Below are 25,459 nucleotides of genomic sequence, written 5' to 3'. Positions count from 1 at the left end.
CCCCTGGCGGCCTTGCCTGCACGCCTATGGTGCGGGCAAGGCGGTTTGATTCGCAGGCCTTGCTTCACACGCGCTTGCGCCGCACAATCGATGCTCGATCTTCTCGCGCGCCAGACACCCCATGGCCTACGCATCGCTTGCCACCGGCGTACTGCTTGCCGCCGGCACCGGATCGCGCTTCGATCCCAACGGTCTGCGCAACAAGCTCCTCGCTCCGCTGCCGGGGGGCACCAGCGTCGCGCGCGAAGCCGCGCACCGCCTGCTGCTCGTCGTTCCCAAAGTCATCGCCGTGGTGCGTCCCGGCGCGGAGACGCTGGCCTGCGTGCTCAACGAAGCCGGCTGCGACGTGGTGTATTCCGCCGATGCGCAAAGAGGCATGGGCGCGAGCCTCGCGGCGGGCGTGGGCGCGGCCGGCGACGCGGAAAGCTGGATCGTTGCGCTCGCCGACATGCCGCGCATCGCGGTCGAGACCATCGCGGCCGTGGCGCGCGCGATCGACGAAGGCGCCGCGCTTGCCGCGCCGTTCTACGAAGGACAGCGCGGACACCCGGTGGGTTTCGGCCTCGAACATCGCGAGGCGCTGCTCGCGCTGGACGGCGACGCCGGCGCGCGTGCCCTGCTCGCCACGTATCCGCTCATGCGCATCGACGTGGACGATCCCGGCATCCTGCGCGACGTCGACACGCCGGCCGACCTGAGCGACCTCTAGGAAACCGCGAAAGCTTGCGGCCTCAGGGGCGCTCGCCTGCGCGGGTGTAGGCGAAAGTCGACGCGTCGGCGCCCACCTCGGCGATCTGGGCCGGTGCGGATGCGGGTGCGGGCGCCGCGGCGGCCTGCTGCTGCGTTGCCTGCGGCCTGGCGCGGTTAGCGCCAGAATTGCCGTGGCCGAACAGCGATGGCACACCGATCAAACCCGCCAGAAACACCACCCCAATCACCGCCGCACCCATGACCCGCTCCGAGAAAACAAACCGGGCGCCGCTTCGGCACCCAATTTCGAAAAAGGCAGGAGTCTAAGGGCTGGCTCGCGATTGTGAAATGCTGATGACATATAAACAGCATTGCGATCTTCACAACAATGGATGCCCCGGCAGAACGCGTGGTCATCGCCGTTGCCATGCAGTACAGTGAAGAACGGATCCGCCGCAACGGTGGAAACCCCGCGCACGAGGTACCCGAGATGATCTGCTCGCATACGAATCCGCTGCCCGATCCGCTCGCCGACCCGACGCGCGACCCCGAGCGCGACCCGCTCACGCCTCCGCCGCCGGGCCATCACAACGAAGAGCCTCAACGCCCCGAAGGGCCGCCGAACAAGGACCCCGTGTAGGCCGCTCTGCCCGGGACCTGGCAACTCCACTTACATCCGTAGTCGATCTTCGCACTCAGGCAGAGTGGCGCCCTGTGCCTGCCCACGCCTTTCGTCCGGCTTGCGTCCGTCACGCTATCGACATAGAATACGAACAATTCGCATTTGCACTATTGATACGACGTGATTCCACTCGACGCGGCGCCGGCCCGCACTGTCGCATGAGACCCCTGCTGGTCCGCCTGCACCGCTGGTTCGGCCTCACCATGGCGGGCTTCCTGTTCCTCGCCGGGCTCACCGGCGCGGTGATCGCGTGGGACCACGAACTGGACGCCTGGCTCAACCCGTCGTACTTTCACGCCCGGACGGACGGCGCGCCGCTGCCCGCCGTAAAGCTGGCCGAGCGCCTCGAAGCCGCTGATCCGCGCGTGCAGGTCACGTATCTGCCGCTTTCGGTCGAACCCGGCGACGCGCTGATCGTGCGGGTGCAGCCGCGCATCGACCCGGCCACCCGGGCGCCCTATGCGCTCGACTTCAACGAGGTGTCGCTCGACCCCGCGACCGGCGTCGTGCAGGGGCACCGCATGTGGGGCAAGCCCTCGCTCGCTCGCCTGAACCTGATTCCCTGTCTCTACCAGTTTCACTACACGCTGTTCCTGCCGACCAGGGCGGGAGTCGATCTCGGCATCTGGACGATGGGGGTCGTCGGCATGGTCTGGCTCTTCGACGGCCTCATCGCGCTCGCGCTGGCGTTTCCGAGCCTGAAAAGCTGGCGCAAGTCGTTCGCTTTCCGCATGAAGCGCGGCGGCTATGCGCTCACGTTCGACCTGCATCGTTCGGGCGGCGTATGGCTATGGGGACTCCTGACGATCGTCGCGCTCACGTCGGTCTCGATGAATCTTGCCGGACCGGTCGTGCGGCCCGTGGTGTCGCTGTTCTCGACGCTCGCGCCCGATCCGTTCCGCAGCGTCGCGCCCGGCCCGCGCCTCACCGAGGATGAAGCCGCGGCCGCGCGCGAGCGCATCGTGGCCGCCGCGCCCGAGGCGGGCCGGCGCGAGCGACTCGCCGCGCCGCCTGGCGGCCTCTTCTACGTGCCGGCGCTCGGCATCTATGGCGTGGGGTATTTCGCGGCCGGCAACAGCCATGGCGACGCGGGGCTTGGCAATCCCTGGCTGATGATGGACGCACGCTCGGGGAAGCTGATCAGCGCGCAGATCCCGGGCCGGGGCACGATGGGCGATCTTTTCATGCAACTGCAGTTTCCGCTGCACTCCGGTCGCATCGCAGGACTCGCGGGCCGCATCGCGATCAGCTTTACGGGGGTATGCGTGGCGGTGCTCAGCGTGACCGGCTTGCTGATCTGGCTGAAGAAGGCCCGCGCGCGGCGGCGGACGACGAAGGTGGATCGAGCCTCGATCTCTGCCAGCGCCTGAATCCCATGCCCCAACCAGCCGATCACAGCAACCCTGATCACCACCGTCGGTAAGTTCAGCGCACGATATCGTCGAACGCCGCCAGCAAACGCTCGATATCCGGCGCGTGGATATCGCCCATCGTCGAGATACGGAACAGCTCCGCCGATAGACCGCCCTGCCCCGCGTAGATCACGAAGCCGCGCGCCTTCAGCGCATCGTGCAGCTTCGGATAATCGACACCCTGCGGGAGCCGGAACGCACGCAGCACGACCGACGATTCGTCCTTCGGCAGCACGCTTGCGATGCCGCGGGCCTCGAGACCCGCGCGCACCTGCTCCGAAAGCGCCGCATAGCGCGCGTGGCGTGCCTGCCAGCCGCCCTCGTCGGCCAGCTCGCGCAGCGCCTCGACGAGCGCATAGTATGCGTGCACCGAAGGCGTGAACGGCGTGTTGCGCTGGTCCTGCAGCGTGGCGAGGCGCCTGAGGTCGAGGTAATAGGTACGGCTCGCCGCCGTGGCGAGCGCCGCGCGGCGCACGATCACGAAGGCCGCGCCCGGCACGCCGTGCAGGCACTTGTTCGCCGTCGCGGCCACGGCGGCGATGCTCGTATCGTTGAAGTCGATCGCTTCGGCGCCGAAGCTGCTCACGCCGTCCACCAGCATCTGCACGCCGCGCGCGCGGCAGGCCTCGCCGAGCGCGCGCAGGTCGTTCAGCCGCCCCGTGGTGGTTTCGTGATGGATGATCGCGACATGCGTGATCGCGCGGTCGGCGTCGAGATGACCGACGATACGGGCGAGATCGGACGCCTGCATCCAGTCGTGCTTCACCACTTCATGGGCAATGCCATACTGCTTCGCGATCTGCGTGATGCGCTCGCCATACACGCCATTCTCGACGATCAGCAGCTTGCCGCTTTCGGGCACGAGCGACGCGATCATGCTCTCGACCGCAGCCGTGCCGGAGCCGGTCAACAGCACAGCCTGCCACTGGGCGGCGTCGAGGCCATACACATTCACGAGGCGCGTGCGCGCCTCTTCCTGCACGTCGAAAAACTCGCTTTCGCGGTGGCACAGGTCTTCCTGCAGCAGGCTGCGGCGCACGCGTTCCGTGAGCGTGACCGGGCCGGGATTGAGCAGCAACATCGACATATTCTTACTGAACGAGCGCGCCGATGTGGCGCATCAGGCGCGTCTTCACATCGGGCGGCGTGATCGTGGGACGCGGCAGGCCGTCGGGCGTGCCGCGGCGTATCGTGAGGCGTACGAAGCGCGTGCCGCTCACGCCATCGGCGCCGGCGCGGCGCTCGCGCGCGGCGGCGAGCACGCCGTCGAGCGCGGCGAGGTCGTCGCTCTCCACGGCGTCGGCATAGCCGCATGCGGCGGCGACAGCCGCGAACGACACCTGCTGCGAAACCGTGGCCTGGCCGCCCGTGGAATCGTGCGCGCCGTTGTCGAGCAGCACATGCGTGAGGTTCGACGGCCCGTAGGCGCCGAGCGTCGCGAAGACGCCCATGCGCATCAGCGCGGCGCCGTCACCATCGAGCGCGACGACGTTCAGGTCGGGGCGCGCCAGCGCGAGGCCCAGCGCGAACGGCGTGACGCAGCCCATCGAGCCGACCATGTAGAGCTGATTCGCGCGGTCGTCGAGCGCGTAGAGCTCGCGGCCGCAAAAGCCCGTGGAGGCGATCACGACCGTCGATTCCGCGGGCGTGGCCGCGATCACCCGTTCGAGAGCATCGCGGCGCGACGGCCATTCGTTCGCAGCCCGATCGGTCCACTTCGATTGGGCAACCGCCAGGGCATGCCTTTCCGGCGCGGCGCCGTTCTTCAGTTCGACCGGCGCGACGCTGCCCTTCTGCATCACGAGAGCATACGGACGACCCGTTTCGTCCATATGACGGATGGCGCGCTCGAGCGCCGGCCCGATCTGGTCGGCCTCGGTCGGAAAGATCTCCCAGGGAATCTCCATCGTTTCGAGCATCCGCGGCGTGACCGGGCCCATCAGCGCGTGCTGCGGCTCGTCGGAAAAGCCGGGCTGGCCGCGCCACGTCACGATCAGCAGTTGCGGCAGACGGAAGGTCCACGTGAGCGACGTGAGCGGACTCACGGCGTTGCCGAGGCCCGAGTTCTGCATCATCGTGATACCGCGCTTGCCCGCGAGCGCGACGCCCGCGATCAACGCAACGGCATCGCCCTCGTTGGCTGCCGAAACGTAGTGCAGCGATTCGTCCTGCAGCACGTAGTTGATGAACGGCGTGAGATACGAGCAGGGCACGCCCGCATACCATTCGAAACCGCGCGCACGCGCCGCTTCGACAAATTGTGCCGCCTCGATCATGCGCCGCCCTCCGGTTTCGCCTCTCCCGCGCCCAGCGGCGTTTGCTCATGGGCGAAGTCGCCCGCGCGGCAGAAGTCTTCAAGGTCGTTCACGCCGCGCCAGTGGCCATGCACGTATTGCACCTCGATCTTTTCGCCGTCCGCGATCAGCGCGTTGAGGAGCACCGGCATGTCGAGCGTGTCGAAATCGGCGCGCGTCTGCAGTTGCGCGAGCTTCTTCGCGAGCTTCTCGCGGCCCGCGCCGCGCACGCTCATGAGCCCGATCCAGCGGCCATGCGGCGCTTCAACCGCGTTGTCCGTTGCGCCCAGATCGCTGGAAACGCGCGAGAGCAGCACCTTGTTGCCGAACAGGCCCCGGTCGTCGGCTGCCGAGCACCATGCGAAGTCGCGCACGCTGCGGTTCTCCGTAGCCGGCGACGAATCGATCACGACGCGGAACTCCGCCTCGCTTTCGACCAGATCGCGCAGGAGGTAGCTGCGGAACAGCAGATCGCCGTAGGAAATCACGGTGTCGTGTTGCATCGCGTCCACCGCGCATGCGAGCGACGCAAGCTCGTTCGTCTGCGCGTAACGCTCGTTACGCACGAGCTTGATGCCGGCGCTGTCGATCGCGTCGGCGCAATAGCCGCCCACCACGGTGATGTCGTTCACCGACTGCTTCTTGAACGCATCGACAAGCCAGCGCAGCAGCGGCTTGCCCGCCACCGGCAGCATGACCTTCGGCTTGTCCTCGGTAAAAGCGTCGAGGCCCGAGCCGCGGCTCGCGGCCAGCACGATGGCCGAACCCGCGTTGCGCGACGTGGACAGGTAGCGGTTTTCCGCTTCGGAATATTCGTCGGCGTCCTGCAGGCGGAAAATTTCGTTGACCGATGCAATGCGGTCTTCCACGTCGACGAGCGTTTCCGTGTCGTGAATCGTCTTCGCCACGGCCTGCATGGCCGAAGCCGACGCGCGCACGAGATGGTTCGCCCAGATCACGACGCTGATGCCGGCCTTGCGAAACACATCGGTCGGCGTGCTGTAGTACTTGGTCGGCACGATCACGAGCGGACCGCGCCCGGCCCACTCGCGCGCGAACGTGAGGATTTCGTCGGGTTTCGAGAGCTTGCTGTGGATGAGGATCGCGTCCGCGCCCGCGAGGCGATAGGCCTCGGCGCGCTTGAGCGCTTCGTCCATGCCCCAGCCCGCGATCAGCGCCTCGACGCGCGCGACGATCGAGAAGTTTTCGTCGGTCTGCGAGTCCTTGCCGGCCTTGATCTTGCCGCAGAACTCGTCCATGTCGGCGAGCGGCTGCGCCTCGCCCTTGATGAAGCTGTTGGTCTTCGGAAACTGCTTGTCTTCGATGCACACGCCCGCAATGCCGCGCTGTTCGAGCTTGCGCACGAGGCGGCGCACGTTGTTGAAATTGCCGTAGCCCGTGTCGCCGTCGAGCAGGATGGGCAGATCGCTCGCGTCGGCCATGAACTCGAGGTTGTCGACCACCTGGGTCCAGCTCGCCTCGTTGTTGTCGCGTACGCCGAACTGCGCGGAGATCGAAAGACCCGAACCCCAGATCGCCTTGAAGCCCGCCTCGCGTGCAATGCGCGCGGAAAGACCGTTGTGGGCTTCCATCAGGAATTCGAGTTCGTTACTCAAGAGCATCTGGCGCAGCCGCGCGCTGCGGGAAGTGGAAACTGCGGTGAGAACCGCGGCGGGTTCGCGTGCGTTCATCGTGTTACTCCTGCCGGACGGCGCAGTTGCGGCAGCACTTGTTGCGCCGCGCGCGTCACATCATTGGGAAAATCGATTTCGATCCAGGGGGCGCCGGTCACGTCGGCCGTCTCGAACTCGCGGCCGCGTTCGAGCAGCAGGTCGCGCAACGCCTCTTCGTGCGGCAGGTTCGCGCGGCCGCTCTCGACATAGCCGGCCACGATCTGCGCGAAGCGCCGCGCCGTGGCCTCGTTGAGGCGAAAGAAGCCCACCGACTCGCCGATCGTGTCGTACTGCAGACTTACCGCGAGCTGCTTGCGCAATTCGACGGGCACGCCTTCGCGCAGGCAGAGCTTCACGGGCTCGTCGCCGGTTTCGAAGTCGCGGTCGATCAGGAGGCGGTTCGTGCCGCCGGTGCCGGCAACGAGCGGCGCCAGCACGCGTTCGTCGTAGAGCACATCGGCGTCCATCAACAGGACGTCACCGCCGCGCGTGAGCGCATCGGCCACACAGTGCACCGTGAGCACGCTGCCCAGCTCGTAGCGGGTATTGAGCACGGTCTCGACCCTGTGCGGCCAGCCGATGCGGGCCAGCTCCGCCTCGACGCTTTGCGGCTGGAAGCCGAGCGCGAGGACCACGTCTGTCACGCCCTGAGCTTCGAGCAGGCGCAAATGCCGCTCGAGCAGCGAGACGCCATCAAAACGTAACAGGCATTTCGGATACTGTTTGCCCTCGGCTTGCTGAAGCCGCAGGCCAAGGCCGGCGGCAAGAATGATCGCTCGCATTCGGTTTCCAAGGGTTTTGTTATTGGGGCGGGCGCCGCCGCCCGCTCTTCTTGCCGGCCCTCGGTGCCGGCGCGGCAAGGCCGCGTCGGCTCGGGAGCCGAATTCGCGACTATAACGGAAATGATTCCCAATTGCCTTGTCGCACCTCTAATCGTGGCAAAACATGGTGATGCAGTGAAATTTGTGGTTTTGTCACGGCTCTTTTGACGTTTTTCCCACCCGTCCGCCCTCCCCACCCGCTACCCATCCGTTTCAGCGCGCAAACCGCGCCATTCTTCGGATGAATATCCCCGCAAAGGCCCGCGCATTCAGGGTTCCCCCTGATCGCGCCGTCGTGCGCGCGCGCCGTTAACACAGTCGGACGCACCCCGCCCCTCAGCCCCCTGCCGCCCCACGAACGACCCGACCGACCATGACCCTGAATCAGAAACTCCGTTCGATGATCGCGATCCTCTGGATCGGCCTTCTGCTCATCGTCGCCTTTGGCGCGTGGCAAAGCCGCACCTCGATGATCCGCGAGCGCGAGGCGCAATTGAAAACGCTCGTCGAAGAAGCGATGAGCATCACCCACTATTACTACACGCTCTCCCAGCAAGGAAAACTTTCGGAGGCCGACGCGCAGAAGCAGGCGCTCGCCGTCATCGGCTCGATCCGCTACGGCACCGACGGCTACCTGAGCGTCAATAATTCGCAGTCCGTGATGCTCATGCATCCGATCAAGCCCGAGCTCGACGGCAAGATGCTCGCCGGCTTCACCGACCCGGCCGGCCACCATCTGTTCACCGACCTCGCGGCCGCCGCCAACCAGCCCGAAGGCGGCTTCGTCGATTACCTCTGGGCCAAGCCCGGCCACGATCAGCCTGTGCCCAAGACGAGCTACGGCAAGCGCTTCGCGCCGTGGGACTGGTGCATCGTCACGGGCATGTACATGGACGACGTCCGCGCGGCCTTCTTCGAAAGCCTCGGCATCTGGCTCGCGGTGACGCTCGTGCTCGGCGCCGTGGCGACGATCGTCATGATCTTCGTCGTGCGCAGCGTGCGCTCGAGCCTCGGCGGCGAGCTGGAGGTCGCCGTCGAAACGGCGAACCGCATCGCCCACGGCGACCTCACTACGCGCGTGCAGGTAGAGGGCGGCAACGAGAACAGCCTGATGCGCGCGCTCTCGACCATGCAGGGTTCGCTCGTCGAAACCGTGTCGCGCGTGCTGGGCGGCGCGGAGAACATCAACGTGGGGGCGAACGAGATCGCCGCGGGCAACACGGATCTTTCTCAACGCACCGAACAACAGGCCGCGGCGCTCGTGGAAACGGCGTCGAGCATGGACCAGATGACCGCCAACGTGCGCCAGAACGCGGACAGCGCGCAGCACGCGGCCACGCTCGCGAGCCAGGCCGCCGACGTGGCGACGCGCGGCAACGAGGTGGTGGAAAACGTGGTCCGCACGATGGGCGACATCACCACGAGCTCGCGCCAGATCGGCGACATCATCGGCGTGATCGACGGCATTGCCTTCCAGACCAACATCCTTGCGCTCAATGCGGCCGTGGAGGCCGCGCGCGCGGGCGAGCAGGGCCGTGGCTTCGCCGTGGTCGCCGCCGAAGTGCGCAGCCTCGCGCAGCGTTCGGCCACGGCGGCCAAGGAAATCAAGTCGCTCATCGAAAAGTCGACCGGGACGGTGGCGGAAGGCGCGCAACTCGTCACGGACGCGGGCACGACGATGACGGAGATCATGCAGTCCGTGCGGCGCGTGCACGAGATTCTCGAGGAAATCAGCCACGCCTCGCGCGAGCAGAGCGCGGGCATCGAGCAGGTCAACCGCGCCGTCGGCGAGATGGACCAGGTCACGCAGCAGAACGCCGCGCTCGTCGAAGAAGCCGCCGCGGCAGCGCACTCGCTCAAGGATCAGGTGACCATGCTGCGCGAAGCGATCTCTAGCTTCAGGCTGCCGGCGCTCGCCTGACGGCCTCCCGGCCGGCCGCTTCGGCCGGCCCGCAATTCCCCCCTTCCCACGCGCGACGCCATCAGCAGACATCGCATTCCCGATAATTAATCAGCTCTACTATCCGGTTTGCAGCCGTACCGACGGGTACGGCCTGGTCCGACGCCAGCCCCGCCCGCAACATTTCATTTAAATTACATTGCAATTACAATTCATGCCATGACACGACGCCCCACTACCCGATGACCTCCCGGAACAAGCCGCCGCGCGACCCGCACGCCCTTGCCACGCGTCACCCGATGCTCACCCCGAGCCTGCCCGCCTGGCGTTCGAAGCTGATGGTCTTCATCGCGTTCGCCGGGTTCGCGGCGCTCGCGGGGCGGGCGCTGTGGATCCAGGTGGTCAATCACGACTTCTACGTCCAGCAAGGGCAAAAGCGCTATCAGCGCACGCTGGAACTCGACGCGCGGCGCGGGCGCATCGTGGATCGCAACGGCGCGCTTCTCGCCGTGAGCCTGGAAAGCTTCGAGATCTGGGCCAATCCGAAGCGCGTCGACGAAGCGGCCTGCGAGCCGCTCGCGAAGCTGCTCGCCATGCCGCTCGCCGAGCTGCGCCGCCGTCTTTCGGGCGAGCGCTCGTTCGTGCTGCTCAAGCGCCAGGTGGACCCGGACACCGCCGCGCACATCGACGCAATGGCCACGAGCGGCATCACGCTGATCGCGGACTCGAAGCGCTTCTATCCCGAAGGCGAATCGGCGGCGCACGTGGTGGGCTTCACCGGTATCGAAGACATCGGGCAGGAAGGCGTCGAGCTCGCGGCGGACACGCAGTTGCACGGCACGCCGGGCCAGCGCGAAGTGATCCGCGACCGGCTGGGCCGCGTCATATCCGAAACGCGCGAGCGCGTATTGCCGAAGAACGGCGAGACCGTCCAGCTCACGATCGACCGCCGCGTGCAGCAGCTCGCGTATGCGCAATTGAAGGCCGCCGTCGCGAAGCACAACGCCGAAGCCGGCAGCGTGGTGGTGCTCGACGCGCGCAACGGCGACATCCTCGCGCTCGCGAACTGGCCGTCGTACGATCCGAACGACCGCGCGCGGCTCACGGGCCGCCAACTGCGCAACCGCGCCGTGGTGGATACGTTCGAGCCCGGCTCCACGATCAAGCCGGTCGTGGCGGCGCTCGCCATGGACCTGCACAAGGCGACGCCCGACACGATCATCGACACCGGGCCGGGCTCGTACCGCATCGGGACCGCGACGATCCACGACACCTCGGACCACGGGCGCATGACCGTCGCGGAGGCCATCCAGAAGTCGAGCAATATCGCCCTCGCGAAGCTCGCGTTGACCCTGCCGGCGCAGACCATCTGGAACAAGTATCAGGAATATGGGCTCGGGCAGAAACCCGCCGTGACATTCCCGGGCGCCGCGGCGGGCCGCGTACGGCCGTGGGCGCGCTGGCGTCCCATCGAGCAGGCCACGATGGCCTACGGCTACGGCCTTTCGGCGTCGCTGCTGCAGATCGCGCAGCTCTACACGGCTTATGCGGGCGACGGCACGATGTATCCCGCGCGGCTTCTGGTCAAACCGGAAGATTCGCTGGCCGATGGCATCGCCGAAGAAAACTCGATCGATGCGCCCGCAACCATGGCGCGCAGAGTCACGACGCCGGCCACTGCCGCTGCCATGCGCACCATGCTGGAGATGGCGACGCACGAAGGCGGAACGGGCCGCGCGGCGACGGTGGAAGGCTATCGTATCGGCGGCAAGACCGGCACCGCGCGCAAGCAGATCGGCGCGGGCTATGCGAAGAACCGCTATCGCGCGCTGTTCGTCGGCATGGCGCCGATGAGCGCGCCGCGCGTGATCGTGGCCGTGATGATCGACGATCCCGCCAGCCGTGCCTATTACGGTGGCACGGTGGCGGGACCGGTGTTCTCGGGCGTCACCGCCGGCACGTTGCAACTGCTCGGCGTGCCGCCGGATGCCTGAAACGCGCGATGCTCACGATATGCAGGCATCGCCACGCCTTTAGCGCGCCGACGCCGGAGCGCCCGATTCGCTGCTTTGCGCGGGCGAGCTGCCATAGCTCGACTGCGCAATCTGCCGTTCCTGGGCGAGGCGTGCCTCATTCGCGCGCTTCTCGCCAAGGCGCTGCATGGCTGCCTGCACGTCCTCGGGATACGTGGCGTCGTTGAGGTGGGCCGGGTTGTATCCCACCGATTCCAGATCGACGATCTGCTGCTTCACTTCTGCGCGCGTGACCGGCGCGTTGTTCGCGGACTGCGCGAACGACATCGCGGGAACGGCAAACATCATCGAAACCACTGCGGTACGCAACATTGCGGTCTTCATTTTGCTCTCCTGAAGCATGAAAGAGACTCGCGCCGCGGGCTTCGTGCACCACCCAGTCATGCGCGAGTCGGTGAGCAAAGTCTACGCAGCGTGCCGCCCCGCAAAAAGCACCCGCGGCGAGAGGGACCCTTTCATCCTGCTCAACGATCCGCGAGCCGTGCGCCTTCTGCCCCTTCAAAGCTGATCGCGGCCGAACCTCCTCAATCCGTCGAGATCGAGAACGTCCACGCGGTTGTACGAGAGCGTGACGAGCCCCGCCTTTTCGAGCGTTTGCAGCGCCTGATTGACCCGCTGCCGCGATGCGCCCGCGAGCATGCCGATCTCCTCCTGCGATATTTCCAGCGCCAGTCCGGTCTCGGGGTAAAGGTCGGGATTGAAGAGCTGCGCGAGCGCCTGGGCAACGCGCGCGTCGACGTCGAGCAAGCGGCTGTTCTGGATCAGCGCGATGAATTCGCCCATGCGGTTGTTCAGTTGATGGATCACGAAACGGTTGAACGGCAAGCTACAGTCCATGAGCCGGTGAAACGTATCGGCCGGCACCGCCATCACGAGCGAGTGCTGCAGCGCGATCACGTCGTACTTGCGGGGCTCGCGCTTGATCACGCTGCCCTCGCCGAACCAGCCGCCATGCGGCACGCCCGAAAACGTGCAGCCGCGCCCCGAGGCGTTGAAGATCGCGAGCTTGACGAGCCCGGCGCTGACACCGAGCCAGTGTGCGGACGGCGCCTCGCGCGCAGCGACGGTCACGCCGGGCGCGTAAGTCTGCGCATGCGAATCGGCCAGCACCCACGCGCGATGCTCGGGCGCCAGCGCACGAAACCAGGTGCAGCGTTCGAACAGCGCGGCGAGCCGGACCGGATCCGCAGCATCGACGCGCTGGGCGCCCCGCGTGCAGGCGCCGGCGTCGGCCGGCTCGGCGGGCGGATTACTGCCCGGGGGCATACTGGACTGCGTCATCGCGCAAGCTCTGAGTGGGATCGGGGAATAGGGAACCGGGGGGCTCTGTCGCGCCAGCGACAGACTCGTGCGCGCAGCCCTGCCAGGATAGCGCGATCATACCGATAAACCACAACCGCCCGGGCTTCACGCCCGACGGCTTTGCCCAGGACAGGAGACAGCGCCATGGTGCACCTCTTCGAAGAAGGGCTCGCGCAACGCGAGGCCAATTTTGTGCCGCTCACGCCGCTCGACTTCATCGCGCGTTCCGCCGAGGTCTATGGTGAGCGCCTCGCGATCGTCCATGGCGACGTGCGCCGCACCTGGCGCGAAATGTACGCACGTACGCGCCGGCTCGCGAGTGCGCTCGCGAAGGCCGGCATCGGCCGCGGCGACACGGTGGCCGCGCTGTTGCCCAACATCCCCGCGATGGTCGAGGCGCACTTCGGCGTGCCGATGGCCGGCGCCGTGCTCAACACGCTGAATACGCGGCTCGACGTGGCCACCATGCTGTTCATGCTGCGCCATGGCGAGGCGAAAGCACTCATCGTCGACACCGAATATGCGCCGCTCGCGCAACGCGCGGCGCTGGAATTCCCGAACCTGACGATCATCAGCGTCGCCGACATCGCGCCCGCCAGCCCGGAACAATTTCCGCGCGCCACGGACTACGAAGCGTTCCTCGAACAGGGCGACCCCGCGTTCGAATGGACGCCACCGTCCAGCGAGTGGGACGCCATCGCGCTCAATTACACGTCCGGCACGACCGGCGACCCGAAGGGCGTGGTCTACCACCATCGCGGCGCGGCGCTGGCCGCGGTGAGCAACATCCTCGAATGGGACATGCCGAAGCATGCGGTCTACCTGTGGACGCTCCCGCTCTTTCACTGCAACGGCTGGTGCTTCGCATGGACCGTCGCGGCGCGCGCGGGCGTGAACGTCTGCCTGCGCCGGTTCGACGCGAAGCTCGTGTTCGACCTGATCCGCCGCGAGCGCATCACGCACTACTGCGGCGCGCCGATCGTGCAGTCCGCACTCGCCGACGCACCCGCCGAATGCCGCGAGGGCATCGCGCACACGATCCATACGATGGTCGCGGGCGCGCCGCCCGCACCCGCCGTGATCGCGAAGATGAAAGCGATCGGCGTCGAACTCACTCACGTTTATGGCCTGACCGAGGTGTATGGGCCCGCCGCCGTCTGCGCGATCCAGGAAAGCTGGCAAGCGCTCCCCGCCGAGGAACAGGCGCGCCTCGCCGCGCGGCAGGGCGTGCGCTATCACCTGCAAGCCGGTCTCACCGTGCTCGATCCCGCGACCCTGGAGCCGGTGCCGGCCGACGGCGAAACGCTCGGCGAAATCATGTTCCGCGGCAACATCTGCATGAAGGGCTACCTCAAGAACGACCGCGCGACCGAAGACGCCTTCCGCGGCGGCTGGTTCCATACCGGCGACCTGGGCGTGATGACGCCCGACGGCTACGTGCGCATTACCGACCGCAGCAAGGACGTCATCATTTCGGGTGGAGAAAACATCTCCAGCATCGAGGTGGAAGATACCCTGTACCGGCATCCGGCCGTCGCGCTCGCGGCCGTGGTGGCCATGCCCGACGCGAAATGGGGCGAAGTGCCGTGCGCGTTCGTCGAACTGCGCCCCGGTGCGAGCGCGACCGTCGAAGAGATCATCGCCCACTGCCGTCTCTTCCTCGCGCACTACAAGGTGCCGCGCGCAGTGCGGTTCGGCGAGCTGCCCCGCACCGCCACGGGCAAGATCCAGAAGTACGAGTTGCGCGCGCAGATGAAGTCGCAAAGCGCCATCGACCTGAGCAGCGCCCCAGCAAAGAAAACCGGACCCTGAACGGGTACGGGCCGCCGCGGCGGCGGTCCGCGGGCGCTGGACGCCGATCCGAATGTAACGTGAGTTGACAACCTGACCCTATTGATATCGGACGTCGACTGTCAGTTACCGCGCGTTATCGTTTTCGCATCAAGGGCCAAATGTCAGATTGGCCCTTTCTTCATGCCTTTCGTTTTGAAATTTATACTTACAAGTGGTCACGCATGGTTCGCATCCTGGCCTATAAGCTCGGTTTCGTGAGTGACGGCAAGGCGGCCTCCGCCGCCATACCGTAACGACGGACTCTAGAGGAGGAACCTGATGAACACAAAGAGCTGGAAGACCCCCGCTCGCGCCATCGCAGCGGCACTGATCGCCGGCGGCGCGCTGATGGGCGCCACGAGCGCCTTCGCGCAATCCGCGCCGTTCGCGCTGCGCGCCGATTCGCAACCGCAGTATGGCGAGCCGCACATGATGCCTGTCGACGTGCAAGTCTCGATCGGCTGGCATGGCGACCGCTACTGGGACGGCCATCGCTACTGGGAACACGACGAGTGGATGCACCATCATCCGCACGATCCGGGTCCCCCGCACTACCACGAAGACGACCATCGTCCGCCGCCCCCGCAGCACTACTGATCGGGTCGGCTACCTGTTGCCGCCGCGCTGCCGTTGTCGGGCGGCGCCCCGCACCGAAGCCGGTTTTCCTCGCGGAAAACCGGCTTCGCGCATTTGACGGAAAGAAAATTGCAAGTAATTGAAGGTAATTTGTATGAATTGATTCGCGGCGAGCGGGCGGGTAACTTATCTCTGCGTTTCGTTCCCCGGAGCGCACGGTGTATTCTCATTCGCCCCGGCCGGCAACGCCCGGGGCATTTTTCTGGAACACCCCAAGATTTTTTTTGCGTTGCGCAATGATTTTGGCGCGCGTAAGGTTGAATCGCCTCTTGAGAACAGGCGAGCCTTATGAGCCCCGGTCACAGGACAACGTCCTGACCGGGCTTTTTTTTGGGGCTCTCGCGTTGAGCGGTGGAAATTCCGGAGGGCCTCGCTGCAGCACCGCACAAGCCGGCGGCAACGAGCGGAAAGCAGAAAGATGACGGATCACCGAATGAGGAGTTCGGTTTCGCTCCAGCCAGAGCTAGACCCGCCACGACGACCATTATCGGGGCTGGCCGCCGAAGCGTCATTAGCACAGGCTGCAAGAATCCATTACGGATTTCGTCAAAATTCGGGGCCCGACGCGTCGGAAGCGGCCGTTCACATCGGTTAACATGGCGGTTTCGCCCCTGCCGCGCCCTCTGTCTTGCCCACCTTCACGCTAGCCGCCCCCCTCCGCGCAGAACTCGAGATCCGCAAGAGCCGCTTCATCGCGCATGCCATTCCGGTTGCCGGCCGCGAGGCTGCCATGGTCGAGTTGCGCCTGCTGCGCGAAGCGCACCCTGCGGCCACGCACGTCTGCTGGGCACTGCTCGCGGGCGGCCAGTCCGGCATGTCCGACGACGGCGAGCCCTCCGGCACCGCTGGCCGGCCGATCCTCGAAGTGCTGCGCCATCACGACCTGGACGGCGTGCTGGCCGCCGTCGTTCGCTATTACGGCGGCGTGAAGCTGGGCGCGGGCGGCCTCGTGCGCGCCTACACCGACGCAATCGCGACCGCGCTGCAAGGCGCCGCACGCATCGAGCGCATTGCGCAGGCGCGCCTGATCGTCGAGGTCGGCTATCCCGACGAAACGCGCGTGCGCCACTGGCTCGAGCAGGCGAAAGCCTCCCTCGTGGAGAGCGCCTACACGATGACCGTGCGCCTGACGATCGAATTGCCCGCGACCGAGGTGGAGGCCGCGCGGGAGACGCTGCGCGATCTCACCCAGGGCCGCGCCGGCTTCCCCGCGCACGGGTGAGGCCCCGCGCGCGTAACGTGGCGAAAAGCGGTGCAAAAAGCCGTGCAAAAAAAAGACCGCCGAGGCAATCGGCGGTCAACAGGGGACGTGAAGAACAACCGCGAATCGACTATCGAATCGACCCGACGACTCCATCATGGCGACCCAAAATTAAGACAAACTTAAACGCCGCCCAAACTACCCAATAACTTTTCGGCGACACGCGCGAACAGCCCAAAGGCGCACAAAAACGTGCTCGCTATAATCGATTTGTCACAGACATTCGGGCCCATTCCGGTCGCCCGACACCTGTCGGATGTCCGTCCACCGCGACAAGAAGAGCTGCCCATGAGATTCGATCACCTCAAGGAAGGTGCGGGAGCCGAACGGCGTCATCGGCTGTGGAGCAAGATACGCATCTTCGTGGCAGCCATGGGCACGCTCGGCGCCGCCGCCGGCATAGCGATCGCCGTATTCGGGCTCGTCCAGTTCAACCATCGCGAAGTCATCACAGGAGTGGCCGTGATCGTTATCTCGACGGCGGTGTACGTGTCGATCCTCGTGCGCGACCGCAACCGGGTCGACTAGCAGGTCGACCAGGCCGCTGCCCGTTTGCATCCGCACGAAATGACGCTATACGCTGCGATAAGGCGTGATACGGCATTAGATCAGACTTGAATCGCAGACTAAAACCGAAACAACGCATTGCGCATGCGCTGCCGGAACCGCGAAAGCGGAATACGTAACGCTCGTGCGCATTGTTCCGCAATCCGGTCCGATTGATTTTGCCGATAGTCCACGATAATCCACAAGTCAAGCAGACTATTTTTCGCGGGACTATACACATTCCCAACAAAAACATTTATTAATATTCGCTGCGGGGCGCAAGCGCGTACCGCCCGCACCCCACCTGGGGCGCAACACTTCGCCGTCCGCTACAGGCCAGGCGTGATCCGTTGCCAACGCAAGGCCGTGGCAAGCGACAAGACCCACATGCAGGAACCGGGGTTGACAGCTTTGCATGGGACCCAACCCGGCGCCCGAGCGCCAACCTGGGTCAACAGCTTTGCATGGGACCCGAGTCAGCGCTGAGGCGCCAACCCGGGTCGACAGGAGCGGCGTATCCGCAATGCCGCATGACCGGAATCTTTCGTCGACGAGTGATCACATGCTTACCCGAACCGAGGACTTGCCAAGCGTCACGAGAAGAATGGCCGCGGGCCAGATGCTTATCGAAGGCGCGACCGTGAATGTTGTCGCTGATTCCCTCCACCTTTCCGCACAAACCGTGCGCCGTTACAAAACGATCGTCGAGGATGGCGGGCTCGCCGCACTCAAACAGATGAGCGTGGGCGGCCGCCCTTCCGTGCTCGACCAGGCCGCGCTAGGCTGGATCGCCAGCGCGCTGCACGGCTCCGCGCGCGACCACGGCTTCGCAAGCGACGCGTGGACCAACAGCCGCGTGCGCGAACTGATCGGCCGCCAGTTCGGCGTGCATTACTCGCGCGTCTACACGTGGCAGATCGTGTCGAACCTCGGTCTCGGCCATCGCCTGTCGAAATCGGCACGCTGACCCGCAGTTGTCTTTCAGTTGTCTGGAGTTGCCACGCAGCCGGCCCGCTGACCGCCCGGCGCCCGTTCAGGCCGCGGCCTGCGGGCCCGTATTGGCCGGCTCGACACCCTCCCCGCTCCACGGCCGCGCCTTTACCTGGTTGCGGCCGCCCGCCTTGGCTTCGTAGAGCAGGCGATCCGCGGCGGCCAGCAGTTTCACGGCGCTGCCCCCTTGCGGCGGATCGCAGCTCGTGCAACCCACGCTCACCGTGACGCGGCCGTAGTGCGACCCGCTGTGCGCGAGGTTCGCCGACTCGATGCGCCTGCGAATCTTTTCCGCGATCTTCACGGCGCTCTCGAGCGCCGTGCCGGGCAGCACCACGGCAAACTCCTCGCCGCCATAACGCGCCGCCATGTCCGACGTGCGCCGCGCGCCCGCCGCAATACGCCCGGCCACGAGCGCCAGCACTTCGTCGCCGGCGGCATGGCCGTAGGTGTCGTTGAAAATCTTGAAGTGGTCGATGTCGAAGAACAGCACCGAAAGCGGCTCGTGCTCGCGCACCGCGCGCTGCCATTCCGCGGCGAGGCGGCTGTCCAGCGCGCGGCGATTCGCGAGGCCCGTGAGCGGGTCGGTCACGGCGAGCCGCATCAACTCGCCTTCCGCGATCACCTTGTCGCGCAGCGCGAAGGCCAGCGCCCACGACACGATTATCCAGGCGCCGCCGAACAGCGTCGTCATGGCGATGGCGAACCAGGCGCGCCTGCGCCACGGCAGGAGCACGTCGTCCACGGCCGGCGCGATGCCGACGATCAGCGGCGCGTTGTCGATGTGCTCCCACGTGAAGATGTGCATCCTGCCGTCCAGCGGCGAGCGCCCGGTGTAGGTGCCCGACGGCCGCCGCGAAATGATCGCGTAGTTCGGCGAATCGGCATAGCTCGTGCCCATGCCGCGCTGCGCCGGCGGCTTGCTGGCGAGCATCGTGCCGTCCTGCATCATGATGAACACGCGGCCGTGGCGGCCCACGTCGATGCGCTCGAGCAGGTGCTGGAAGTATTCCAGCCGCACGGCCAGCAGCGCCACGCCGGCGAACTCACCCTCGCGCCCGTTGATGCGCCGTGACAGGGCGATTGTCGGCACGCCGCCACGCAAACGCGAGAAATAAGGCTTCGAAAAGAAGAGGCCGGTGTCGGGGCGGCTCGCCTGGGCGAGAAAGTAGTCGCGGTCGGCAAACAGCACGCCGGTCGCCGCCCCGCCGCTCTGCGAAGCGGCCACGTAGCCGTCGGCGCCGACCACGTAGGCGCCGCCGAGCGACGATGCCGCCGTCGCCCGGTTGAACAGCACCTGCTGGCGCAGCGCCTCGGGCAGAGTCCAGGTTTGGGGCTGCTGCGCACCCGTCACCACGGCCTGAAGCGCGAGATTGTAGATTTCGACATTGCGCGCAATATCGCTGCTCACGATCCGCACGATGTTGCGCGAATTCTCCGCGGCGTGGCTCAGTTCCTCCGAGCGGCCGCTGTAGATCGCCGCCAGGGTCACGCCTGCCATGACCGTCGCCACGAGCGAACCGGACATGCCGCCGAAAAGCGGATGCCCACCGATCAGCCAGATCGCCTGCCTGCCGCGCGCGAGCCACCACCGGCGCGCGCGATGACGTAGCGCGAGAACCCGCTTTGGCACTGTCGCGATCCTCCGTGATGATGCAATGCCGGTCTGCGCCGGGCGGAATCGGGCCACGACGCGCGCCGGCGCGTATAGCTAGGTATAGACAGGTATACGTCTGATGTTTCCGGTCCCGACCCGGCGACGAACCTTGCATGCAACTGTCATAAGCCCGACACGACAGCAAGCGATGATCGGTACGTAGCATTTGCCGATTTTTTTACGCACAAGGAGCCCGCAGGCCATGCCGGATATTTCCCTGTCGCCGCAACCGGGCGCAGCCCAGTCGCGCGGCCGCAATGCGAGCATGCTCGCCTTCTTTGCCGTCATTGCCCTCGGCATAGGCTATGTCGGCGTGCACCTGTCCGACGACCTCTCGCCCATCCACCAGAGCTCCGTGCTGCCCTGGGTGCTGCTGGGCTTCGCGCTCCTGATCGCCCTCGGCTTCGAGTTCGTCAACGGCTTCCACGATACCGCGAATGCGGTGGCGACCGTCATTTACACGCACTCGCTCGAGCCGCATCTCGCCGTGATCTGGTCGGGCTGCTGGAACTTCCTGGGCGTGCTGACTTCCACGGGCGCCGTCGCGTTCGGCATCCTGCAGTTGCTCCCTGTCGAACTGATTCTCCAGGTGGGCAGCAGCGCAGGCTTTGCCATGGTCTTCGCGCTCCTCATCGCCGCCATCATCTGGAACCTCGGCACCTGGTACTTCGGTCTGCCCTCGTCCAGCTCGCATACGCTCGTGGGCTCGATCATCGGCGTGGGCCTCATGAACCAGTTGATGCACGGAACGTCCGGCACGAGCGGCGTGGACTGGAGCCAGGCGCTCGGCGTGGGCAAGGCCCTGCTGTTTTCGCCGCTTGTCGGCTTCCTGCTTTCCGCCCTGCTGCTCCTCATCCTGAAAGCCGTGGTGCGCGTACCCGAGCTCTATGCGGAGCCCAAGGGCAACGAGCCGCCGCCGTTCTGGATCCGCGCGCTGCTGATCCTCACCTGCACGGGCGTTTCGTTCGCGCACGGCTCGAACGACGGCCAGAAGGGCATGGGCCTCATCATGCTGATCCTGATCGGCACGGTGCCCACGGCCTATGCGCTCAACAAGGCGGTCACGCCGGAACAGACGCAGACCTTCCTCGCCGTCGCGCAGCAGGCCTCGACCACGCTCGGCAAATACTCGAACGGCGTGGCCGCTCCCACCGAACCGCGCGACGAAGTCGAACGCTACATCAGCTCGCGCCATCTCTCGCCGCAAACGGTCCCCGCGCTCGCGGCGCTCGCCACGCAGGTGGGCGAGCAAGTGGGCGGCTACGGCTCGATGTCGAACGTGCCGCAGTCGATCGTCGATAACGTGCGCAACAACATGTACCTCGCCTCGGAAGCGATCCGCCTCATGGAGAAGAGCAAGCAGCCGGCCTTCTCCGCCGTCGACGCCAAGGCCATCGACAACTTCCGCACCGCGACCGACCACGCCACCAAGTTCATCCCGACGTGGGTGAAGGTGGCCGTGGCGATCGCGCTGGGACTCGGCACCATGGTGGGCTGGAAGCGCATCGTCGTGACGGTGGGCGAGCGCATCGGCAAGCAGCACCTCACCTACGGCCAGGGCGCCTCGGCCGAAGTGGTCGCGATGGCGACGATCGGCATGGCCGACGTGTACGGCCTGCCGGTCTCCACCACGCACGTGCTGGCCTCGGGCGTGGCCGGCACGATGGCGGCGAACGGTTCGGGTCTGCAATGGAGCACGGTGCGCAGTCTCATCCTCGCATGGGTGCTCACGCTGCCCGCTTCGATCGCGCTCGCCGCCGGGCTTTACTGGGTGTTCCGCCACGTCTGAGCAGACGTCGCGCTGCACATGAAAAAACGGCGCGCGCTCCGACTGGAGCGCGCGCCGTTTTCGTCGCCGTTTTCGTTTATCGCGCCGTGTAGCCGCGCCGGAAGTCAGTACACGTCCGGCACGATCATGTTGTCGGGCACCGGCTGGCGGATATAGTCCGGATGATGCTCGCGCGCGGGCAGCGTCACCTGCGGGTGCTCGATCTCGTGATAAGGCACCTGGTTCAGCAGGTGACTGATGCAGTTCAGGCGCGCGCGCTTCTTGTCCACGCCCTGCACGACCCACCACGGCGCCTCCGGAATATGCGAGCGCTGCAGCATCACTTCCTTCGCCTGCGTGTACATCTCCCAGCGGCGGCGGCTTTCGAGATCCATCGGGGAGAGCTTCCACTGCTTGAGCGGATCGTCGATGCGGCTCTGGAAGCGGATCTCCTGCTCGTCGTCCGTGATGGAGAACCAGTATTTGAGGATCTGGATGCCGCTTCTCACGAGCATCTTCTCGAACTCGGGCACCGACCGGAAGAACTCTTCGTATTCGTCGTCGGAGCAGAAGTTCATCACGCGCTCCACGCCCGCGCGGTTGTACCAGCTACGGTCGAACAGCACCATCTCGCCGCCCGCCGGCAGATGCTGGACGTAGCGCTGGAAATACCATTGCGTGCGCTCGCGGTTGCTCGGCGCGGGCAGCGCGGCTACGCGGCACATGCGCGGGTTCAGGCGCTGCGTGATGCGTTTGATGACGCCGCCCTTGCCCGCCGCGTCGCGGCCTTCGAAGATCACCACCATGCGGTGGCCCGTGTTCACGATCCAGTCCTGCAGCTTCACGAGCTCGCCCTGCAGACGGATCAGCTCGCGGAAATAGACGCGGCGCAGCTCGCGCGCGTCGTCGCCGATATGCAGGCCCGTGTGGTGGAGATGGTCGTCGACCTCCATTTCGAGCTCTTCGTCGTAGGCATCGATCAGCTCCTCGTCGAGCCGGCGGCGGCGATCCTGCTCGGCTTGCAGTTCGCGGTCGGTTTCGTTCATGGCGACTCTCCTGTGTCGGTCAAATGGCAATCCGCATCGCTCACGCGGCGACGGTATCGCAGCACTATCGGCGCTATGGGTGTCATTCGTATTTCAAACACGTCGATATGGCGTAAGTGGACGCCTTCGCGCCCGTATGCGCCAACCTCATCCCAGCGGCTTCGCAAAGCTCAGCTCATGGCCGTCGGGATCGAGCAGATGGAAATAACGCTCGCCCCACGGCGCGTCCCGGGGCGCAAATTCGGGTGTGTGGCCTGCCGCGAGCGCCTCGCGGTAGAACGTGTCCACGTCGCGGACGTAGAGAATCACGCGCCCCCAGCCCGCAATGGCGCCATGCGGGCCTTCCAGCAGGTTCAGATAGCCTGGCGGCCCCCCACCCTCGCCCAGCACGAACGATGCGAATCCCGGCACCGCATGACCCGGACGCTGCCGAAAGCCGAGCGACTCGTAAAAACGCACCGACCGCCCGATTTCGCTGACGGTCAGCGTCACGGCGCTCAGCGATTCGATTTGCGTTACGCGTTCTTCCATGCCGCCGGCTCCTCTGTCGCCCGCCGGCCGGTCGAATCGGCCTTCGGCGGTGATGCCGCCACGCTGCGCCGCACGATCCCCATCTGCTCGATCGCGGCATCGACGAGTTCTTGCGGATCCCGAAACGTATCGGTGGCGGCCGCAATCCGGGTGAGACGGTGGTCGACGAGCAGCGAAGCGAGCCCATGAACGTAGGCCCATAGCGCGGTCATCGCCACCGCTTGCGAGCCGCTGAGCTCGGCAAAGGCGTCGGACGCAGGCGACGACGACGGCGGCTCCGCACCGGCCACGCCGGCCAGTTCGCGAGCGGACAGGCGCCGGGCCTCCACGAGCGACGGCCGCCCGGCATCGAGCAGTTCGTTGCGCGCCATCAGGCGAAACAGATCCGGGTTGTTCACGGCAAAGTCGATATAGCCCCGCGCGGTCGCCCGGCTGCGCGCTTCGTCCCCCTCCACGCCCCGCGCGCGCTCGATCATGGACGCGGCAAGGCGGCGGTGCCCGGTCGCGGCCAGTTCGCTCAACACGCCCGTCGTATCGCCGAAATGGTGCTGCGGGGCCGTGTGCGACACCCCCGCTTCGCGGGCGATCGCCCGCAGCGTGAGACCGCGCAGACCATCGCGCCGGAGCACGGTTTCCGCTGCGCGCAACAGCGCGTCGGGCAGCGAACCGTGATGGTAGCGCCGCGCCGGCGCCGGTTCGCTCCCGGGTTTGTTCCCGGCGCTGCTCGTTCGGGTGGCCGCCGTGCCCCCTGCCCGGATCTTCTTCTGCATGATGGACTTCAACTACGCAATTGATTTCTCCAATGGAAAAATATCTTGACCATGTTCGGCGGCCAAGTCAAAATCTTTCCACTGGAAACATTGGGTAGCCATCACTACCTGAGCGCACCCGACGACCGAACCCGCCAGGCTGGCCGAGCACAACCCGGAGATCATCGTGTCATTGCCCTTTCCCGCCGACGAGCCCTTTCTCAGCGGCTACTACGCGCCGCTGCACATGGAATGCGACGCGGCCAATCTGCCGATCACCGGCACCATGCCGAAGGCGCTGCGCGGCACGCTCTACCGTAACGGACCGAATCCGCAATTCGCGCCGCGCGGGCCGTACCACTGGTTCTCGGGCGACGGCATGCTGCACGCGTTCCAGATCGAAGACGGGCGCGTGTCCTACCGCAATCGCTGGGTGCGCACGCCCAAATGGGTCATGGAGCACGACCGCGGAGAGGGCCTTTCGGGCTCGCTGTCTCACCGGCACCTGAGCGACCCGGCCCTGCGCGAACTCAATTCCACAGTGGCCAACACCAATGTGATCTGGCACGGCCACCGCCTGCTCGCGCTGGAAGAAGCGCACGCGCCGTTCGAAGTGGACCCGTTCACGCTTGCGCCGCGAGGCTACTATCGCTACGACGACAAGCTGCCGGGCGCGATGACGGCGCATCCGAAATACGATCCGGTTACCGGCGAGCTGGTCTTCTTCGCTTATGCGGCGACCGGCCCGTTCACCCGCGACCTCGTGCTTCACGTGGCCGATCGCGAGGGCCGGCTGCAGCGGAGCGTGCACTTCGCGGCGCCGTTCCCGAGCATGGTTCACGACTTCGCCGTCACGCGCACGCACATCCTCTTCCCGGTCTTCCCGCTGACGGGTTCCATGGACCGGGCGACGGACGGGCTGCCTCCCTATGCGTGGGAACCGGACAAGGGCACGCATATCGGCATTCTGCCGCGCAACGGCACCGCCGACGACGTGCGCTGGTTGCCCGCCGATCCGTGCTTCGTTTTCCACGTCATGAACGCATTCGATAACGGCAAGCAGATCGTCTGCGACGTGATGAAATACGACACCGCCCCGCTGTTTCCACGTCTCGACGGCACGCCCGTGGGAAACGAGCCGCCCCGCGCGCGACTCGTGCGCTGGACTCTCGGCCCGGACAAGACAGCCAGCGTGGGAGAGCAGTTACTGGACGACCGCCCCGGCGAATTCCCGCGCTTCGACGAGCGTTTCGCGATGTCGCGCTACCGGCACGGCTACTTCAGTTCCGCACCGGCCACGGAGGGCGCGAAGGGAACGCGCTCGCGCGTGGGCCTCGCCCACATCGATGTGACGACCGGCCACACCGCGGAATGGCTGCCCGACCTCGGCGACTACTGCAGCGAACCGGTGTTTATCGAGCGCCATGCGGATGCCGCTGAAGGCGACGGCTGGCTGCTCGCCGTCGTCTGGCGCGGCGGTGAAAACCGCAGCGACCTTGCGGTGTTCGACGCCACCGACGTTGCATCCGGCCCGGTTGCCCTCGCGCATCTGTCCCACCGCGTGCCGGCGGGCTTTCATGGCAACTGGCGCAGCGCCGCCGGCTGATCTCGCGCACAGGGAATGCGCCTCGCCAG

At 66.1% G+C, this 25,459-nt stretch carries 23 protein-coding genes; 12 read left to right on the top strand and 11 right to left on the bottom strand.

Going from position 1 to position 25,459, the window contains the following annotated elements; all coding sequences use genetic code 11:
- Positions 1-121: 121 nt before the first annotated feature.
- Positions 122-709, top strand: a complete 588-nt coding sequence (locus V8683_RS07845) for a nucleotidyltransferase family protein (RefSeq protein WP_411192203.1) — start codon at positions 122-124, stop codon at positions 707-709.
- A 22-nt stretch (positions 710-731) separates the two neighbouring features.
- Here the strand turns inward: V8683_RS07845 and V8683_RS07840 are convergent, their stop codons facing one another.
- Entirely contained in the window at positions 732-950 is a 219-nt protein-coding gene (locus tag V8683_RS07840) for a hypothetical protein (RefSeq protein ID WP_411192202.1), read from the bottom strand.
- Positions 951-1,078: 128 nt separating this feature from the next.
- Here V8683_RS07840 and V8683_RS07835 point away from each other — a divergent pair, with 128 nt between their 5' ends.
- Together V8683_RS07835 and V8683_RS07830 are read left to right on the top strand one after the other, a co-directional pair.
- The gene (locus V8683_RS07835) at positions 1,079-1,330 is read left to right on the top strand and encodes a hypothetical protein (protein WP_411192561.1); all 252 of its coding nucleotides are present in this window, start codon (positions 1,079-1,081) and stop codon (positions 1,328-1,330) included.
- Positions 1,331-1,530: 200 nt separating this feature from the next.
- Complete coding sequence (locus V8683_RS07830) at positions 1,531-2,742, top strand: PepSY-associated TM helix domain-containing protein (RefSeq protein ID WP_411192201.1); 1,212 nt, start codon at positions 1,531-1,533, stop codon at positions 2,740-2,742.
- 55 nt (positions 2,743-2,797) lie between these two features.
- Here the strand turns inward: V8683_RS07830 and V8683_RS07825 are convergent, their stop codons facing one another.
- The 4 genes from V8683_RS07825 to V8683_RS07810 are packed head-to-tail and all read right to left on the bottom strand — an operon-like array spanning position 2,798 to position 7,533.
- Positions 2,798-3,865 carry a 2-aminoethylphosphonate aminotransferase gene (locus V8683_RS07825; RefSeq protein WP_411192200.1) on the bottom strand — a complete coding sequence of 356 codons (1,068 nt, stop codon included), beginning with the start codon at positions 3,863-3,865 and terminating at the stop codon, positions 2,798-2,800.
- 10 nt (positions 3,866-3,875) lie between these two features.
- The gene (aepY, locus tag V8683_RS07820) at positions 3,876-5,060 is read right to left on the bottom strand and encodes a phosphonopyruvate decarboxylase (protein ID WP_411192199.1); all 1,185 of its coding nucleotides are present in this window, start codon (positions 5,058-5,060) and stop codon (positions 3,876-3,878) included.
- Positions 5,057-6,769, bottom strand: coding sequence for a phosphoenolpyruvate mutase (gene aepX / locus V8683_RS07815; RefSeq protein ID WP_411192198.1), 1,713 nt, complete (start codon positions 6,767-6,769; stop codon positions 5,057-5,059). Before aepX ends, aepY begins: the two co-directional genes overlap by 4 nt.
- Positions 6,766-7,533: a phosphocholine cytidylyltransferase family protein gene (locus V8683_RS07810; RefSeq protein WP_411192197.1), complete on the bottom strand. Its 768-nt coding sequence runs from the start codon at positions 7,531-7,533 to the stop codon at positions 6,766-6,768. The genes aepX and V8683_RS07810 overlap by 4 nt, the downstream gene beginning before the upstream one ends.
- Before the next feature lie 412 nt (positions 7,534-7,945).
- Between V8683_RS07810 and V8683_RS07805 the strand changes: the two genes are divergently transcribed.
- Both V8683_RS07805 and V8683_RS07800 read left to right on the top strand, forming a co-directional pair.
- A complete protein-coding gene (locus tag V8683_RS07805; protein WP_411192196.1) occupies positions 7,946-9,493 on the top strand; it encodes a methyl-accepting chemotaxis protein in 1,548 nt (515 codons plus the stop codon).
- A 221-nt stretch (positions 9,494-9,714) separates the two neighbouring features.
- Positions 9,715-11,466 carry a peptidoglycan D,D-transpeptidase FtsI family protein gene (locus V8683_RS07800; RefSeq protein ID WP_411192195.1) on the top strand — a complete coding sequence of 584 codons (1,752 nt, stop codon included), beginning with the start codon at positions 9,715-9,717 and terminating at the stop codon, positions 11,464-11,466.
- Positions 11,467-11,505: 39 nt separating this feature from the next.
- Here the strand turns inward: V8683_RS07800 and V8683_RS07795 are convergent, their stop codons facing one another.
- Positions 11,506-11,829, bottom strand: a complete 324-nt coding sequence (locus V8683_RS07795) for a DUF4148 domain-containing protein (protein WP_411192194.1) — start codon at positions 11,827-11,829, stop codon at positions 11,506-11,508.
- A gap of 174 nt (positions 11,830-12,003) precedes the next feature.
- Positions 12,004-12,786 carry a Crp/Fnr family transcriptional regulator gene (locus V8683_RS07790; RefSeq protein ID WP_411192193.1) on the bottom strand — a complete coding sequence of 261 codons (783 nt, stop codon included), beginning with the start codon at positions 12,784-12,786 and terminating at the stop codon, positions 12,004-12,006.
- A 165-nt stretch (positions 12,787-12,951) separates the two neighbouring features.
- Here V8683_RS07790 and V8683_RS07785 point away from each other — a divergent pair, with 165 nt between their 5' ends.
- From V8683_RS07785 to V8683_RS07765, 5 genes are all read left to right on the top strand, one after another.
- Positions 12,952-14,619: an acyl-CoA synthetase gene (locus tag V8683_RS07785; protein WP_411192192.1), complete on the top strand. Its 1,668-nt coding sequence runs from the start codon at positions 12,952-12,954 to the stop codon at positions 14,617-14,619.
- A gap of 300 nt (positions 14,620-14,919) precedes the next feature.
- Positions 14,920-15,237, top strand: coding sequence for a hypothetical protein (locus tag V8683_RS07780; protein ID WP_411192191.1), 318 nt, complete (start codon positions 14,920-14,922; stop codon positions 15,235-15,237).
- A 667-nt stretch (positions 15,238-15,904) separates the two neighbouring features.
- Entirely contained in the window at positions 15,905-16,498 is a 594-nt protein-coding gene (locus V8683_RS07775; protein WP_411192190.1) for an IMPACT family protein, read from the top strand.
- Positions 16,499-16,825: 327 nt separating this feature from the next.
- A complete protein-coding gene (locus tag V8683_RS07770; protein WP_411192189.1) occupies positions 16,826-17,065 on the top strand; it encodes a hypothetical protein in 240 nt (79 codons plus the stop codon).
- 580 nt (positions 17,066-17,645) lie between these two features.
- On the top strand, positions 17,646-18,050 hold the full coding sequence (locus V8683_RS07765; RefSeq protein WP_411192188.1) for a helix-turn-helix domain-containing protein: 405 nt from the start codon (positions 17,646-17,648) through the stop codon (positions 18,048-18,050).
- 66 nt (positions 18,051-18,116) lie between these two features.
- Here the strand turns inward: V8683_RS07765 and V8683_RS07760 are convergent, their stop codons facing one another.
- A complete protein-coding gene (locus V8683_RS07760; RefSeq protein WP_411192187.1) occupies positions 18,117-19,706 on the bottom strand; it encodes a sensor domain-containing diguanylate cyclase in 1,590 nt (529 codons plus the stop codon).
- 226 nt (positions 19,707-19,932) lie between these two features.
- On the opposite strand from V8683_RS07760, the gene V8683_RS07755 reads away from it, so the two are divergent.
- On the top strand, positions 19,933-21,519 hold the full coding sequence (locus tag V8683_RS07755) for an inorganic phosphate transporter (RefSeq protein ID WP_411192186.1): 1,587 nt from the start codon (positions 19,933-19,935) through the stop codon (positions 21,517-21,519).
- 104 nt (positions 21,520-21,623) lie between these two features.
- Here the strand turns inward: V8683_RS07755 and ppk2 are convergent, their stop codons facing one another.
- The 3 genes from ppk2 to V8683_RS07740 all read right to left on the bottom strand — a co-directional run bounded on the left by ppk2 (position 21,624) and on the right by V8683_RS07740 (position 23,845).
- Entirely contained in the window at positions 21,624-22,544 is a 921-nt protein-coding gene (ppk2, locus tag V8683_RS07750; protein ID WP_411192185.1) for a polyphosphate kinase 2, read from the bottom strand.
- 147 nt (positions 22,545-22,691) lie between these two features.
- Positions 22,692-23,075 (bottom strand): VOC family protein, encoded by a 384-nt coding sequence (locus V8683_RS07745; protein WP_411192184.1) that lies wholly within the window; start codon positions 23,073-23,075, stop codon positions 22,692-22,694.
- Complete coding sequence (locus V8683_RS07740; protein WP_411192183.1) at positions 23,060-23,845, bottom strand: TetR/AcrR family transcriptional regulator; 786 nt, start codon at positions 23,843-23,845, stop codon at positions 23,060-23,062. The genes V8683_RS07745 and V8683_RS07740 overlap by 16 nt, the downstream gene beginning before the upstream one ends.
- Before the next feature lie 166 nt (positions 23,846-24,011).
- Here V8683_RS07740 and V8683_RS07735 point away from each other — a divergent pair, with 166 nt between their 5' ends.
- The gene (locus V8683_RS07735; protein ID WP_411192182.1) at positions 24,012-25,430 is read left to right on the top strand and encodes a carotenoid oxygenase family protein; all 1,419 of its coding nucleotides are present in this window, start codon (positions 24,012-24,014) and stop codon (positions 25,428-25,430) included.
- Positions 25,431-25,459: the final 29 nt, after the last annotated feature.

Source organism: Paraburkholderia sp. AV2 (assembly GCF_054968425.1).
Note: the sequence above shows the minus strand (reverse complement) of the source record. Positions and strands in the feature narration are given on the sequence as shown.

Bases quoted from the DNA above. Each gene is read 5' to 3' on its own strand.
- V8683_RS07845 (WP_411192203.1), top strand. From the start codon at position 122: ATGGCCTACGCATCGCTTGCCACCGGCGTACTGCTTGCCGCCGGCACC.
- V8683_RS07755 (WP_411192186.1), top strand. From the start codon at position 19,933: ATGCCGGATATTTCCCTGTCGCCGCAACCGGGCGCAGCCCAGTCGCGC.
- aepY (WP_411192199.1), bottom strand. From the start codon at position 5,060: ATGATCGAGGCGGCACAATTTGTCGAAGCGGCGCGTGCGCGCGGTTTC.
- V8683_RS07830 (WP_411192201.1), top strand. From the start codon at position 1,531: ATGAGACCCCTGCTGGTCCGCCTGCACCGCTGGTTCGGCCTCACCATG.
- V8683_RS07800 (WP_411192195.1), top strand. From the start codon at position 9,715: ATGACCTCCCGGAACAAGCCGCCGCGCGACCCGCACGCCCTTGCCACG.
- V8683_RS07805 (WP_411192196.1), top strand. From the start codon at position 7,946: ATGACCCTGAATCAGAAACTCCGTTCGATGATCGCGATCCTCTGGATC.
- V8683_RS07840 (WP_411192202.1), bottom strand. From the start codon at position 950: ATGGGTGCGGCGGTGATTGGGGTGGTGTTTCTGGCGGGTTTGATCGGT.
- V8683_RS07810 (WP_411192197.1), bottom strand. From the start codon at position 7,533: ATGCGAGCGATCATTCTTGCCGCCGGCCTTGGCCTGCGGCTTCAGCAA.
- V8683_RS07780 (WP_411192191.1), top strand. From the start codon at position 14,920: ATGAACACAAAGAGCTGGAAGACCCCCGCTCGCGCCATCGCAGCGGCA.
- aepX (WP_411192198.1), bottom strand. From the start codon at position 6,769: ATGAACGCACGCGAACCCGCCGCGGTTCTCACCGCAGTTTCCACTTCC.
- V8683_RS07745 (WP_411192184.1), bottom strand. From the start codon at position 23,075: ATGGAAGAACGCGTAACGCAAATCGAATCGCTGAGCGCCGTGACGCTG.
- V8683_RS07795 (WP_411192194.1), bottom strand. From the start codon at position 11,829: ATGAAGACCGCAATGTTGCGTACCGCAGTGGTTTCGATGATGTTTGCC.
- V8683_RS07740 (WP_411192183.1), bottom strand. From the start codon at position 23,845: ATGCAGAAGAAGATCCGGGCAGGGGGCACGGCGGCCACCCGAACGAGC.
- V8683_RS07785 (WP_411192192.1), top strand. From the start codon at position 12,952: ATGGTGCACCTCTTCGAAGAAGGGCTCGCGCAACGCGAGGCCAATTTT.
- ppk2 (WP_411192185.1), bottom strand. From the start codon at position 22,544: ATGAACGAAACCGACCGCGAACTGCAAGCCGAGCAGGATCGCCGCCGC.
- V8683_RS07770 (WP_411192189.1), top strand. From the start codon at position 16,826: ATGAGATTCGATCACCTCAAGGAAGGTGCGGGAGCCGAACGGCGTCAT.
- V8683_RS07790 (WP_411192193.1), bottom strand. From the start codon at position 12,786: ATGACGCAGTCCAGTATGCCCCCGGGCAGTAATCCGCCCGCCGAGCCG.
- V8683_RS07825 (WP_411192200.1), bottom strand. From the start codon at position 3,865: ATGTTGCTGCTCAATCCCGGCCCGGTCACGCTCACGGAACGCGTGCGC.
- V8683_RS07835 (WP_411192561.1), top strand. From the start codon at position 1,079: ATGGATGCCCCGGCAGAACGCGTGGTCATCGCCGTTGCCATGCAGTAC.
- V8683_RS07765 (WP_411192188.1), top strand. From the start codon at position 17,646: ATGCTTACCCGAACCGAGGACTTGCCAAGCGTCACGAGAAGAATGGCC.